This window comes from Bradyrhizobium guangxiense (assembly GCF_004114915.1).
GTDB classification, from domain to species: domain Bacteria; phylum Pseudomonadota; class Alphaproteobacteria; order Rhizobiales; family Xanthobacteraceae; genus Bradyrhizobium; species Bradyrhizobium guangxiense.
Map to the genome: position 1 here is coordinate 1,928,755 of NZ_CP022219.1, position 14,392 is coordinate 1,943,146.

9 protein-coding genes are annotated in these 14,392 nt (G+C 64.9%); 4 read left to right on the top strand and 5 right to left on the bottom strand.

All coding sequences use genetic code 11. From position 1 onward, the window contains the following. Positions 1-8 precede the first annotated feature (8 nt). Complete coding sequence (locus X268_RS09040; RefSeq protein WP_128924617.1) at positions 9-1,628, bottom strand: GMC family oxidoreductase; 1,620 nt, start codon at positions 1,626-1,628, stop codon at positions 9-11. A 175-nt stretch (positions 1,629-1,803) separates the two neighbouring features. On the opposite strand from X268_RS09040, the gene X268_RS09045 reads away from it, so the two are divergent. Then, positions 1,804-2,976: a M20 aminoacylase family protein gene (locus X268_RS09045; RefSeq protein ID WP_128924618.1), complete on the top strand. Its 1,173-nt coding sequence runs from the start codon at positions 1,804-1,806 to the stop codon at positions 2,974-2,976. Between the two features lie 156 nt (positions 2,977-3,132). Here the strand turns inward: X268_RS09045 and X268_RS09050 are convergent, their stop codons facing one another. The 3 genes from X268_RS09050 to X268_RS09060 all read right to left on the bottom strand — a co-directional run bounded on the left by X268_RS09050 (position 3,133) and on the right by X268_RS09060 (position 7,535). Continuing rightward, positions 3,133-4,761: an inorganic phosphate transporter gene (locus tag X268_RS09050; protein ID WP_128924619.1), complete on the bottom strand. Its 1,629-nt coding sequence runs from the start codon at positions 4,759-4,761 to the stop codon at positions 3,133-3,135. 96 nt (positions 4,762-4,857) lie between these two features. Then, a complete protein-coding gene (locus X268_RS09055; protein ID WP_128924620.1) occupies positions 4,858-6,300 on the bottom strand; it encodes a UdgX family uracil-DNA binding protein in 1,443 nt (480 codons plus the stop codon). Then, positions 6,300-7,535 carry a putative DNA modification/repair radical SAM protein gene (locus X268_RS09060; protein WP_128924621.1) on the bottom strand — a complete coding sequence of 412 codons (1,236 nt, stop codon included), beginning with the start codon at positions 7,533-7,535 and terminating at the stop codon, positions 6,300-6,302. Before X268_RS09060 ends, X268_RS09055 begins: the two co-directional genes overlap by 1 nt. Positions 7,536-7,698: 163 nt before the next feature. On the opposite strand from X268_RS09060, the gene X268_RS09065 reads away from it, so the two are divergent. The 3 genes from X268_RS09065 to X268_RS09075 are packed head-to-tail and all read left to right on the top strand — an operon-like array spanning position 7,699 to position 13,458. After that, positions 7,699-8,505 carry an ImuA family protein gene (locus tag X268_RS09065; RefSeq protein WP_128924622.1) on the top strand — a complete coding sequence of 269 codons (807 nt, stop codon included), beginning with the start codon at positions 7,699-7,701 and terminating at the stop codon, positions 8,503-8,505. Further along, the gene (locus X268_RS09070) at positions 8,402-9,997 is read left to right on the top strand and encodes a Y-family DNA polymerase (RefSeq protein ID WP_164937622.1); all 1,596 of its coding nucleotides are present in this window, start codon (positions 8,402-8,404) and stop codon (positions 9,995-9,997) included. Before X268_RS09065 ends, X268_RS09070 begins: the two co-directional genes overlap by 104 nt. After that, the gene (locus tag X268_RS09075) at positions 9,994-13,458 is read left to right on the top strand and encodes an error-prone DNA polymerase (RefSeq protein ID WP_128924623.1); all 3,465 of its coding nucleotides are present in this window, start codon (positions 9,994-9,996) and stop codon (positions 13,456-13,458) included. Before X268_RS09070 ends, X268_RS09075 begins: the two co-directional genes overlap by 4 nt. Positions 13,459-13,609: 151 nt before the next feature. On the opposite strand, the gene X268_RS09080 is transcribed toward X268_RS09075, so the two are convergent. Continuing rightward, on the bottom strand, positions 13,610-14,380 hold the full coding sequence (locus X268_RS09080) for an SDR family NAD(P)-dependent oxidoreductase (protein WP_128924624.1): 771 nt from the start codon (positions 14,378-14,380) through the stop codon (positions 13,610-13,612). Positions 14,381-14,392: the final 12 nt, after the last annotated feature.

The following is a 14,392-nucleotide window of genomic DNA, read 5'->3' on the forward strand; positions in this document are numbered from 1 at the left end:
GACGGACGCTACTCTGCATCCTCCAGGATCATCGTCGCACCTTTCTCGGCGATCATCGCCGTCGGCGTGTTGGTGTTGCCCGAGGTGATGGTCGGCATGATCGAGGCATCGACGATGCGCAAGCCTTCGAGGCCGTAGAATCGCAGGCGCTCGTCGACCACCGCCATGGGATCGCTGACCGCGCCCATCTTCGCGGTGCCGACAGGATGGAAGATGGTGGTGCCGATGTCGCCGGCGGCCTTTGCCAGCGAGGCATCGTCGTCTCCGACGGACGGCCCGGGCAGATATTCGATCGGACGGTACTTTGCTAGCGCCTTCTGCTGCATCAGGCGGCGCGTGGTGCGGATGGCGTCGGCGCCGACCTGGCGGTCGTCGTCGGTCGACAGGTAGTTTGGCGCGATGATCGGCTTCTCATCGGGTGTCGCCGAGCGCAGCCGCACGGTGCCGCGCGAGGTCGGCTGCAGATTGCAGGCGCTGACCGTGATGGCGGGAAAGCGGTGCAGGGGATCACCGAACTTGTCGAGTGACAGCGGCTGCACGTGGAACTGGATGTTGGCGCGGGCGCGCGTTGCATCCGAGCGGGTGAAGATGCCGAGCTGCGACGGCGCCATGGTGAGGGGCCCGCGGCGGCGGAAGGCGTAGTCGAGACCCATCAATCCACGGCGGAACAGATTGTAATAGGTCTCATTCAGCGTACGCACGCCCTCGACCTTGTAGATCGCACGCTGCTGCAGGTGGTCCTGCAGATTGCGCCCCACGCCGGGCTTGTCCATGACGATGTCGATGCCGAGCGGCGACAGCCAATCCGTCGGTCCGATGCCGGAGCGATGCAGCACCTGCACCGAGCCGATCGAGCCGGCCGAGAGGATCACCTCGCGTTTCGCGCGCGCCTCGATGATCTCGCCGTTCTGGATGAAGCGCACGCCGACGGCATGGCCCTGCTCGATGATGAGGCGGTCGACCAGCACGTGCTTCTTGAGCCGCAGGTTCGCCCGGTTCAGCGCCGGCTTGAGAAAGCCGCGCGCCGAGGACCAGCGCCGGCCGCGCTTCTGGTTGACGTGGAAATAGCTGGTACCTTCGTTATCGCCGGTGTTGAAATCTGGGATGCGCTTGATGCCCATTTCCTCGGCGGCATCGCCGACGGCATCGAGAATATCCCAAGACAGCCGCGGCGCTTCGATGCGCCAGCCGCCGCCGGCGCCGTGATGCTCGCTGGCGCCGAGGAAATGGTCTTCGAGCTTTTTGAACAGCGGCAGCACGTCATCATAGCCCCAGCCGGTCATGCCGAGCTGGCGCCAGTGATCGTAATCAGCTGCTTGTCCGCGCATCGAGATCATGGCGTTGATCGCCGAGCAGCCGCCGATCACCTTGCCGCGGGGATAGGCGAGCGAACGGCCGTTCAGGCCCGGCTCGGGCTCGGTCTTGAACATCCAGTCCGAGCGCGGATTGCCGATTGCGAAGAGATAGCCGACCGGGATGTGGAACCAGATCCAGTTGTCGTCGCCGCCGGCTTCGAGGACGAGGACGCGGTTCCTCGGCTCGGCCGAGAGCCGGTTGGCGACGATGCAGCCGGCTGTGCCGGCTCCGACGACAATGTAGTCAAACTCACCTTCGAGCCCCCTTGGCATTCTGCTTCCACCCGGATGGTCACTTAGCGTTCCGCCCTAATAGGCAGACGCGGCGGATCGGGACAAGCCCGGCCATGCCGGGCGGGCAGGGCTAGACCCCGATGTCAGGCGGTTGGGTGGACCGACGCTTGCATGGTAGACAGTCCAGTATTTTCCACAAAGCTCGAGACCCTCCATGCCCATCGTGAACCGCGTCGCCGACCTCCAACCCGATATTCAGGCCTGGCGCCGGGACATCCACCAGCATCCCGAGCTGCTGTACGACGTTCATCGCACTGCAGCATTCGTGGCGGACCGGCTGCGCGAGTTCGGCTGCGATGAGGTCGTGACCGGCCTTGGCCAAACCGGTGTGGTCGGCGTGATCAAGGGCAACAAGCCGGCCGGCGAGGGCCTCAAGGTGATCGGGTTGCGCGCCGACATGGACGCGCTGCCGGTCGAGGAGCAGACCAACCTGCCTTACGCCTCCAAGACCCCGGGCAAGATGCACGCCTGCGGCCATGACGGTCACACCGCGATGCTGCTCGGGGCAGCCCGCTACCTGGCCGAGACCCGCAACTTCGCCGGCGATGCCGTGGTGATCTTCCAGCCGGCGGAAGAGGGCGGCGCCGGCGGCGCGGCCATGGTCAAGGACGGCCTGATGGAGCGCTTCGGCATCGAGCAGGTCTACGGCATGCACAATGGCCCGGGCATTCCGGTCGGCTCGTTCGCGATCCGGCCGGGTCCGATCATGGCGGCGACCGACGAGGTCGATATCAACATCGAGGGCCTCGGCGGCCATGCCGCACGTCCGCACAAATGCGTCGATTCCGTGCTGGTTGGCGCGCAGGTGATCACCGCCCTGCAATCGATCGTCGCGCGCAGCGTCGATCCCCTGGAATCGGCCGTGATCTCGATCTGCGAATTCCACGCCGGCAACGCCCGCAATGTCATTCCGCAGACGGCGACGCTGCGGGGCACCATCCGCACGCTCTCGCCCGAGGTGCGCAAGCTGGTCGAGAAGCGCGTGCACGAAGTGGTTGCGGGCGTCGCGCAGATCACCGGCGCCAAGATCGACCTGCGTTACAAGCGCAACTACCCGGTCGTGAACAACCACGCCGCGGAGACCGAGGTGGCGCGGCGCATCGCCAAGCAGGTCTCCGGCGACGCCAATGTGCACGAGATGCCGCCGCTGATGGGCGGCGAGGATTTCGCCTACATGCTGGAAGCGCGGCCCGGCGCCTTCATCTTCTGCGGAAACGGCGACAGCGCCGGCCTGCATCACCCCGCCTACAATTTCAACGACGAGGCGATCGTCTACGGCACGTCCTATTGGGTCAAGCTCGTTGAGGAGTCGCTCGCGGCATCGTAAGGCTTTTTCTTCACTTCGCCCCGCTTGCGGGGAGAGGTCGATCGCATAAGCGATCGGGTGAGGAGGACTCTCCGCGAGTCCATCTCTCACTGGGGGCGCGGAAGCGGCCCCTCACCCCAACCCTCTCCCCGTAAGAACGGGGAGAGGGAGAGGAACTCAGAAGATCCGCGAGAAGATCACGTAGAGCGTGGCCGACAGCATGATCGCGCAGGGCAACGTCAGCACCCACGCCATCAGCAGGTTGCGGATAGTCGACCATTGCAGGCCCGAACCGTTGGCGGCCATGGTGCCGGCGACGCCGGACGACAGCACGTGCGTGGTCGAGACCGGCAGGCCGAACACGTCGGCGGCGCCGATCGTGGCGGCGGCGACGAGCTCGGCGGAGGCGCCTTGTGCGTAGGTGAGGTGGCTCTTGCCGATCTTCTCGCCGACCGTGATCACGATGCGCTTCCAGCCGATCATGGTGCCGAGGCCGAGGGCGATGGCGACCGCGATCTTCACCCAGTTCGGAATGAACTTGGTGGCGGCGTCGAGCGAGCCCTTGTAGGCGTTCAGGGTCGCGATCTCCTCCTTGTTGAGATCGTTCTCCTTGTCCTTCATTAGGAAGCGGATCGCTTCCGAGGTCATGTACATGTCGTTGCGGGTGTTGCCGACGGCTTCCGCCGGCACCTTGCTCAGCGAGCCGTATTGGGCGACCTGATTGCCGACGTCCTTCACCAGCACGGCGAGCGAGGGATAGGTGCCCTCGTTGAGCTGACGCAGCGCGATGTACTGCGTGACCGCCGGGCGGGGATCGCCGATGATGCTGTGGCCGGCGCCCTTCGCCGCGATCACCTTGGAAGCGGCATCCGAGGTCTTCTGGAACTGGGCGACCTGGGATTCCGGCAGCGCCCGGTTGAGCGCATAGGCCGTCGGCACGGTGCCGATCAGGATCAGCATGATCAGGCCCATGCCCTTCTGGCCGTCGTTCGAGCCGTGCGCGAAGCTGACGCCGGTGCAGGTTGCGATCAAGAGGCCGCGGATCCAGAGCGGCGGCGCCTTGTTGCCTTCGGGCGCAGCGTAGAGTGCGGGGTTGCGCACGATGAACTTGAGCACGAGCAGCAGCACGGCGGCACAGATGAAGCCGAACAGCGGCGACAGCAGCAGCGCGTAGCCGATCTCGGTCGCCTTGGTCCAGTCCACGCCCGAGGTGCCGTCGCGGCCGCGCATGACGGCGTTGGCAACGCCGACGCCGATGATCGAGCCGATCAGGGTGTGCGAGGACGAGGCGGGCAGGCCGAAGAACCAGGTGCCGAGATTCCACAGGATTGCGGCGATCAGCAGCGCGAACACCATGGCAAAACCGGCGCTGGAGCCGACCTGGAGGATCAGCTCGACCGGCAGCAGCGAGACGATGCCGAAGGCAACCGCGCCGGAGGAGAGCAGCACGCCGAGGAAGTTGAAGAAGCCCGACCACATCACGGCAACTTCAGCCGGCAGCGAATGGGTGTAGATCACGGTTGCCACCGCATTGGCGGTGTCGTGGAAGCCGTTGACGAACTCGAAGCCGAGCGCGATCAGCAGCGCAACGAACAGCAGGATGTAGGGCAGGTAGGTCGTCACGCGCGTGCCGGTCGCATTGACGTCGACATAGATGCTGTAGGCGACGAACAAGAGGCCCGCAGCGAGGATGCCGAAGAACAGGATCATCGTCAGCGGATTGAAGCCCTTCTCGAGATTTGGCCGCGAGGCCGGCTGGACAGGCGCGGGATCGGCTACCGCGCGGTCGAATGCAACATCGGTCATGTGGACGCCCCTTAACTTTCAGGTAAGGGTATTGTCCGCGATGGATTTGAAGGCTGGATGACAAGCGCCGGTTGAAAAGCGTCTTCCTGCCAGTATTTAGGCCGCGTGCGCGGCTTTCCTCTGCAGGCCAGCGGCGATCTTCAGATCTTCGACAAAGCGCTGATATTCCAGCACCTTGGCTTCCGGATCGGGCAGCCGCAGCAGATAGGACGGGTGCACCGTCACCAGCGCCTTGCGGCCGTCGGGAAGGTCGATGAGGCGGCCGCGGGTCTTGCCGATGGGAGTGATCTTGCCGAACACGCTCTGCGCGGCGGTGGCGCCCATCGCGACGATGAGCTCAGGCTGGATTGCCGAAACTTCCCGCTCGTACCATTGCCGGCATGCCCGGATCTCAGGCGTGTTCGGCTTCTGGTGCAGGCGGATCTTCCCGCGCGGCACGAATTTGAAGTGCTTCACGGCGTTGGTGACATAGACCTTCTTGCGATCGACACCGGCTTCCTCCAGCGCACGGTCCAGCATCTGGCCGGCCGGGCCGACGAAGGGATGGCCGGCGAGGTCTTCCTTGTCGCCGGGCTGCTCGCCGACCAGCATGATATTGGCATTCTTCGGGCCCTCGCCGAACACGGTCTGGGTCGCGTCCTTGTAGAGATGGCAGGCGCGGCAATGCGCGGCCTCCTCGCGGAGCGTTTCGAGATCGTCGGCAGCGGTCTTGCGTTTCATCGGGGCCTCCGGCCGCTTCTGAGGCTTGTGCGGATCGGTTGCGGCATTGGCGATCATGGCGCCGGTCATGCGTTCGGCGTCCTCGATCAAGGGCTTAATGATCGAAGCCTCGGGCAGGTTCCTCCAGTATTTCTTCGGCATCTCCGCCTGCATCGCCTTCACCTTGAGGCGGGCCGGATTGAAGATGCTGGCGTAGTAGCGCCGCCAGGTTTCCTCCAGCCGGTCTTCGCTGGGCGCCTCGCGCCTGCTGACACCCGACGTGAAGGAGAGCGCATGGCCATCCCAATGCGCGCACAGATCGGGCGTCAGGATCGACCAGGGCATGTCGGCAAAGCGTTTTGCGAAGAACGGCGCGGCGAGCTCCACGATGTGATGCTCGGGCTCGAACCAGGCAACGTAATGCGCCTGGCGTTCCCTGCCGATCTCGCGGAAGCGCACGAAGGCATGCATCTTGTGCTCGTCGCGATGGACTGCTCGCGCCATGGCGGTGACCTGCGCGACGTCAGGATCGGTCGCGACCTCGATGAGATCGTGGTTGTCCTTCAGCCGGAACAGCAGCCGATACAGGATCGCAAAGCGCTGGGGATCTCGGTGCAGGATCGCGGCCTGGGCGAGCTCGACGAATTTGCCTGATACGTTGAAGGTACCCTCGTTCACCTCGAGCATCGGAGACGGCGCTTGTGGCGCGAATAAGTCCGCTTCGCCGCCTTTCACGGTCCAGGTGACATCACTGGGCGGCACGTGGTGAAGCACGAGGCTCCGCGCTGCTTTGCGCCAGCCGTCGAAATCGGTTTCGGTGTCGAGGGTGATGTACTGCATCAGAAGCCAAATCCCAATTGCGTTGCTTTCGGCTTGAACCGTTCGACCAGCCGCGCCTCGTCGAGGCGGGGTGGCGGCGGCCGGGGATCGCTGAGGACAATGAACGGCAGCGCCTTGTTGCGGGGGACATGCAGGCGCGCCAGATCGGCCAGGCGGATCGTGGTGGTGCGCCGTGTCGCGATGATGCGTTCGACCGTCCTGGTGCCGAAGCCCGGCACGCGCAGCAGTTCTTCACGGCTGGCGCGGTTGACGTCGAGCGGGAAGCGGTCACGGTGACGCAGCGCCCATGCCAGCTTTGGATCGATCTCGAGCGGCAGCATCGCGCTGTCGTCGACGATCTCGCCGACGTCAAAACCGTAGAACCGCATCAGCCAGTCGGCCTGGTAGAGCCGGTGCTCGCGCAGCAGCGGCGGCTGCACCAGAGGCAAGGCGCGGCTGGCATCGGGGATCGGGCTGAAGGCGGAATAGTAGACGCGCCGCAGCCGGTAGGCGCCGTAGAGATTGGCGCTGGTGTGGAGAATGGTGTGGTCGGAGGCGCTATCTGCACCGACGATCATCTGCGTGCTTTGCCCGGCGGGTGCAAAGCGCTGTGGCTTGGCCTTCGTTTTCGTTGCGCGGTTCTCCTCGGCCTCGTCGAGCTTCAGCCGCAGCCGGCCCATGGTGCGGCGGATCGCGCGCACGTCTTTCTCCGGCGCGAATTGCTGCAGGCTCGTCTCCTGCGGCATCTCGATGTTGATGGAGAGACGGTCGGCATATTTGCCGGCCTCCGCGATCAGCGCGTCGTCGGCTTCGGGAATGGTCTTCAGGTGGATGTAGCCGCGGAAGTGATGCTCCTCGCGCAGTTTTCGCGCGACGCTGACCACCTGCTCCATGGTGTAGTCGGGACTGCGAATGATGCCGGAGGAGAGGAACAGGCCCTCGATGTAATTGCGCCGGTAGAAGTCGAGCGTCAGCTTGACCACTTCGTCGATGGTGAAGCGGGCGCGCGGCACGTTCGAGGAGGCGCGGTTGACGCAATAGAGGCAATCGTAATTGCAGGCGTTGGTCAGCAGCACCTTGAGCAGGGAGATGCAGCGTCCGTCCGGCGCGTAGGAATGGCAGATACCCATCCCGGGCGCCGTCGAGCCCATGCCCTTGCCGTCGCTGGAATCCCGCCTCTCGGTGCCGCTGGAGGCGCAGGATGCGTCGTACTTGGCGGCATCGGCCAGAATCTCCAGCTTGCGTTGCACGTCCATATTTGAATCCCTTTGATTCAGCTCATGAATCCGACGGCGCGCCAATTCGATTGACTCTTCTGGTGCCGTTAGCTTTATATTAGAACATATCATGAACAAATGAGCCAGCCGCTGGTTCTCTTTTTGAGAGCCATCGGCAATCACCTCTGAAGGAGCGGCGTATATGAGCGGCGCACGTATGAGCGCGCTTGCGACCTTGCGCGGCCAGATCGAGCGCATCGAGACGGCGGAGATCGTGCATCAGCACGACCGCGTCGCGCTCGGCCATAGCCAGGCCGATACCGTGCTGAAGGGCGGGCTCGCGCGCGCGGCGGTCCACGAGGTGTTTTGCGAGGGGCGCCAGGGCGCGGCCGCGACGGGTTTTGTCATGGGGCTTGCGGGGCGCGTGAGCGCGCAGCGGCCGCTGCTGTGGGTGCGGCAGGATTTTTCGGAAGTTGAAGCCGGCGCGCTGTCGATGAGCGGGCTATCCGAGCTCGGCCTCGATCCGCGCCGCGTGGTGATGGTTCGCGCCGCCGATGTCGAGAGCGCGTTGCGCACCTCGGCCGACGCGCTTGCCTGCGACGCGCTGGGCGCCGTCGTGCTCGAGCTTTGGGGGGATATCAGGCAGTTCGATCTGGTGGCGAGCCGCAAGCTGACGCTGGCCGCGCAATCGTCCGGCGTCACCGGCCTGATGTTGCGGATGGCGGCGCAGCCGTTGCCGTCGACCGCGGAGACGAGATGGATGCTGCGCGCGGCGCATTCGCCGCCGGGCACTGCTTCAATGCCTGCGGCGCCTTGGAGTGCCTGGGGCGCGCCGCGCTTCGATGCCGAGCTCTTGCGCAATCGTCATGGCCAATGCGGCCGCTGGATCATGGAATGGAATTGTGATGAGTGCCAGTTCAGTGAACCGTCGGCGTATCCTCAGCCTGTGGCTGCCGCGCCTGCCCATCGACCGGATCCAGCGCTTTCTTGGCAGCGCCGGACTGGTTAAGACCAATCATGAGCCGAGCATTGTCGTCATCAAGGAGAACAATGCGCTGGTGATCCATGCGCTGGACGAGGCCGCCGAACGTCTCGGCCTGTATATCGGCCAGCCCCTCGCCAATGCCCGGGCGATGTGCCCGGATCTGAAAGTGTTCGACGCCGATGTGGTGGCCGATGCGAAGACGCTCAGCGATATCGCCGATTGGTGCGACCGCTTCACGCCGCTGGTTGCGCTCGATCCGCCGCACGGGCTGTTCCTCGATATCACCGGTTGCACGCATCTGTTCGGCGGCGAGGCTGCGCTGTTGCGAGCGTTGGTCCGGACGCTTGCCCGTCAGGGCTTTGCCGTCGGTGCGGCAATTGCCGGCACGTCGGTCTGCGCGCGCACGCTGACGCGGCAGGCCGCGGGCACCATCGTCGCCGATGGTGAAGAGGCGGCGGCGATCGCGCAGTTTCCGGTGTCCGCGCTCGGTGCGGGCGAGGCGATCACCACGGGCCTGCGCCGCGCCGGCCTGAAGACCATTGGCGACGTCGCCGCGCGCGCGCCGAGCGAGATCACGGCGCGGTTCGGCGCCCGGTTCTCCACGCTGCTCGCCCATGCGCTGGGGCAGGGCGATGCGCCGATCAGCCCGCGAAAACCGCCGCCCGATTACATCGTCGAGAAGCGCTTCGCCGAGCCGATCGCAACCGACACCATGATTGCGATGACGCTGTCGCGACTCGCCGACACGTTGATCGCCTCCATGGAGAAACAGGGCAAGGGCGCGCGGCGGCTGGAAGCCGCCTTCTTCCGCACCGACGGCGTGGTGCGCGCGATCATGGTCGAGACCGGACGTCCCGTGACGCGAAGCGCGGTGATCGATCGGCTGTTTCGCGAGCGTCTCGATGCGCTCGCCGATCCGCTCGATCCCGGCTTCGGCTTCGACATGGTGCGCCTGTCGGCGAGCCGCACCGAGATCGTGGTGCAGGAGCAGCGCGATCTCGACGCTCATGTCCACGACAATGATGAGCTCGCCGCCTTGATCGACCGCATCGCCGCGCGCATCGGTGGAAAACGCGTCGTCGTGCACCTGCCTGAGGATACCCATATCCCCGAATGCGCGGTGATGACCGCGCCGGCGCAGCATCATCTTGCTGCCGCCATGCAGGCCGAATGGCCCGCACGCGTCGAGAGCGAGCCGCCGCTGCGCCCCTTGAGGCTGTTCGACAAGCCGGAGCCGATCAAGGTGCCGTTCGCGGCCGTGCCGGATGGTCCGCCCCATCAGTTCACCTGGCGCCGCGCGCTGCATGCCGTGGTGCGGGTGGAGGGGCCCGAGCGCATCGCGATGGAATGGTGGCGGCAGGACGGCAAGCAGCTGACGCGGGATTATTTCCGCGTCGAGGATGCCGAGGGCCTGCGCTTCTGGATCTTTCGCGACGGTCTTTACGAAGGGGAAGTGTTCGATGGCGATGGCAAGCCCGCTTCTCCCGGCTGGTATGTGCACGGTCTTTTCGCATGAACCCCCCCGCCTATGCCGAGATCGGCATCACCACCAATTTCTCCTTCCTGCGCGGCGGCTCGGATCCGCGTGCCTATGTGCATCAGGCCAGCATTCTCGGCATTCCCGTGATCGGTATCGCCGATCACAACACGCTTGCCGGCGTGGTGCGGGCCTATAAAGAGCTCGACAATGACAAGGTGCTGCACAAGCCGAAGCTGCTGATCGGCGCGCGCATCGTCTTCATCGACGGCACGCCGGACATTTTTGTCTATTCGCGCGACCGCGCCGCCTATGGCCGGCTCTGCCAGCTCCTGACCCGGGGCAAGCGTGGCGACGACATCACGCGGATCGAGAAGGGCGAGTGCCGTCTCACCTTCGCCGATCTTCTCGAATTCTCGGAAGGCCAGCTCCTGGTGCTGACGCTGCCGCATCGCTTTGATCCCGCACAGGCGCTGGATGTGCTCGCAAAGCTGAAGGCGAGCCGTGCCGAGGGCGTATGGCTGGCGGCGAGCCTGATCTATCGCGGCGACGACCGGCGTCGCCTCTCACGGCTCGACGATCTCGCCGCAAAAGCAAAGGTGCCGCTGCTCGCGACCAACGAGGTGCTCTATCACGATCCCGGCCGTCGTCCTCTCCAGGACGTGCTGACCTGCATCCGGGAAAAGACCACGATCGAAGCTGTGGGGCGGAAGCTGGAAGCCAATGCCGAGCGCTTTCTTAAGACGCCGAGGGAGATGGCGCGGCTGTTCCGCGATTTCCCTGATGCGATCGCGGAGACCATGCGCTTTGCGGACAGGATCGAATTCTCGCTCGACCAGCTCAAATACCAATATCCGGACGAGCCGGTGCCGCCGGGCAAGACCGCGCAGGGGCATCTGGAGGATCTGACCTGGGCGGGCGTCGACAAATATTTCGACGGCAAGATCGACGACAAGCTGCGGGCGACGCTCAACAAGGAGCTCGCGCTGATCGCCGAGCTGAAATACGCGCATTATTTCCTCACGGTGCATGACATCGTGCACTACGCGCGCAGCCAGAACATTCTGTGCCAGGGCCGGGGATCGGCGGCGAATTCGGCCGTGTGCTACGTGCTCGGCATCACCTCGGTCGATCCGACCAAGGTGGACCTCTTGTTCGAACGCTTCATTTCCAAGGAGCGGCTGGAGCCGCCCGATATCGACGTCGATTTCGAGCATTCGCGCCGCGAGGAGGTGATGCAATATGTCTATCGCCGCTACGGCCGCCACCGTGCCGCGATCATCGCTACCGTCATCCATTATCGCCCGCGCAGCCCCATCCGCGACGTCGGTAAGGCGCTGGGCCTGACCGAAGACGTCACCGCCGCGCTCGCCGACACCGTCTGGGGCAGCTGGGGCAAGGGTCTCAACGACATGCAGGTCAGGCAGGCCGGGCTCGATCCCGATAATCCCATGATCAACCTCGCGGTCGAGCTTGCGACCGAGCTGATCGAATTCCCACGCCATCTCTCCCAGCATGTCGGCGGCTATGTCCTGACGCAGGACCGGCTCGACACCTATGTGCCGATCGGCAACGCAGCGATGGACGATCGCACCTTCATCGAATGGGACAAGGACGACGTCGACGCACTCAGCATGATGAAGGTCGACGTGCTCGCGCTGGGCATGCTCACCTGCATCCGCAAGTGCTTCGATCTGATCGCGGATCACAAGGGCAGGCGCTGGGTGCTGGCGAGCGTCCCGCAGGACGATCCCAAGGTCTACGACATGCTGTGCGCCGGGGAATCGCTCGGTGTGTTCCAGGTCGAGAGCCGCGCGCAGATGAACATGCTGCCGCGCCTGAAACCGCGAACCTTCTACGATCTCGTCATCGAAGTCGCGATCGTGCGGCCCGGGCCGATCCAGGGCGACATGGTGCATCCTTACTTGCGGCGGCGGAACGGCCAGGAGAAAGTGACCTATCCGTCACCAGCGCCAGATCACGGTCCCGCGGACGAGCTCTACAAGGTGCTGCACAAGACCAAGGGGGTGCCTCTGTTCCAGGAACAGGCGATGCGCATCGCGATCGAGGCGGCCAAATTTACCTCCGAGGAGGCCAACGGCCTGCGCCGTTCGATGGCGACCTTCCGCAATGTCGGCACCATCGGCCAATACGAGAAGAAGCTGATCGGCAACATGGTCGCGCGCGGCTACGATCCCAACTTCGCCAGAAGCTGCTTTGACCAGATCAAGGGTTTTGGTTCCTACGGCTTTCCGGAGAGCCATGCCGCAAGCTTTGCGCAACTGGTCTACATTTCCTCATGGCTGAAGCACTACCATCCCGATGCCTTCTGCTGCGGCCTCCTGAACTCGCAGCCGATGGGATTTTACGCACCGGCGCAGATCGTCGGTGATGCCCGCAAGAACGGTGTCGAGGTCCGCGACATCGACGTGTCCTACAGCTTTGCGCAAAACACGCTTGAGGAAGGGAGCGGCAGGGATTGCGCCGTGCGCCTCGGCTTTCGCCAGATCGACGGTTTTCATTGGCTGGATGAAGACGAGGAGAGGCTGAAACGCTCCCAGCTGTCATTCCGGGGCGCGCCGAAAGGCGCAAGCCTGGAATCCATCGGGCCGTACACGCCTGGCGGAATGGATTCCGGGCTCGACGCTGACGCGTCGCCCCGGAATGACGATGTCGAGAAAGCTCAGGACTGGGCCGACCGCATCATCGCCGCTCGCAGCCGCCGGCCCTTCACCTCGCTCGAAGACTTCGCCCGCGACACCGGCCTGCCCAAGCGCGCGCTGATCCTGCTGGCGGATGCCGACGCCTTCCGCTCGCTCGGGCTCGACCGCCGTGAGGCGCTATGGCAGGTGCGGCGGCTGCCCGACGACGTGCCGCTGCCGCTGTTCGAGGCGGCCACCGCGCGCGAGCAGCCGGACGAAGGCGCAAAACCGCTGCCGGCGATGCCGCGCGCCGAGCAGGTGGTCGCGGACTACCAGACCATCCGGCTATCGCTGAAGGGCCACCCGATGGAATTCCTGCGCGAGATGTTTTCGTGCGAGCGCGTCGTTGCCTGCAAGGACGTCAACCATGAGAACGAGCGGCGCCGCGTCCGCTGTGCCGGCGTGGTGCTGGTCCGGCAGCGGCCGGGCAGCGCCAGCGGCGTCGTGTTCATGACGCTGGAGGACGAAACCGGCATCGCCAATGTCGTGGTCTGGCCCAAGATCATGGAGCAGTACCGCAAGGAGGTGATGGGCGCGCGCCTCATCCTGGTCGAAGGCTACATCCAGAGCAGCCCCGAGAAGGTGACGCATCTCATCGCCCAGCGCATGATCGACCGCTCGCACGATCTGGTCGGATTGGCCAACGACGCTCTAAGCCGCAAACATCCGGTGCCGGCAGGCGCCACCGTGGTCGAGCCGCTCAACGAAGACCCCCGCGCCCTCGCGGACATGCCCGCGCAAAAAATCCGCCACCCCCGCAACGTCCGCATCCTGCCGCCGTCGCGGGATTTTCATTGAGGTGTGACGCGAGATGCCGCCACACGCTTACTGCCGTAGGGCCGGCAAAGGCGCGTAAGCGCCGTGCCGATCTTCCAGCAGCTTGTCGCGAAGGCGGTGGGCACGTTTCACTTTGCCCACCCTAGGAGTGCTTCGATGACGTTGCCGCGCTTCAAAAATTCACCCGGTTCGAGATCGCGCCGTCCACGACGAGATTGGATCCCGTGGTGAACCCCGACACCGGGCTTGCCAGGAACACCGCGGCGCTCGCGATCTCCTGCGGCGTTGCCATACGTCCGGTCGGATTGCGCTTCATCGCGTCGTTGTAACGCTCGGGCATGTTCTTCTCGATCATCTCCCAGACCCCGCCCTTGAAATAGACGGTGCCGGGCGAAACGACATTCACGCGGATCTTCTTCTTGGCGTATTGCCGCGCCAACCCCTTGGCCATGTGGATCAGCGCCGCCTTGATCGGGCCGTAGGAGCTGGCCGCGTCCGCCTGCGCCGCGGCGATCGACGAGATGATCACGAAGGCGGCGTCGCCGCTGCTGGCGCCGCTGGCCTCGAGGAACGGCCGCGCGGCGTCGAACGCATGCACGGCGCCGAGCACGTCGAGCCGGAAATTCTGCTCCCAGGACGCGGGATCGGCCCCTTGCGCCATCGCGCCGGCATTGGAGAACAGCAGGTCGATGCCGCCGAGCTCCTTTGCTGCGCTCTCGATCCAGGCCTTCAACGCCGCGCCGTCGGTGACGTCGATGGCGCCGCCGACAGCCTTGATACCGCTCGCCTTCAGCTCAGCGACGGTCGCCGCCACCTGCTCGGCATTGCGTGCACACACCGCGACATTGGCGCTTTCACCGGCGAGCGTTGCCGCAATCGCCCGCCCGATGCCGCGCGTGCCGCCGAGGACGAGAGCGTTCTTGCCTTTGAGACCGAGATCCATTGTTTGGCTCCT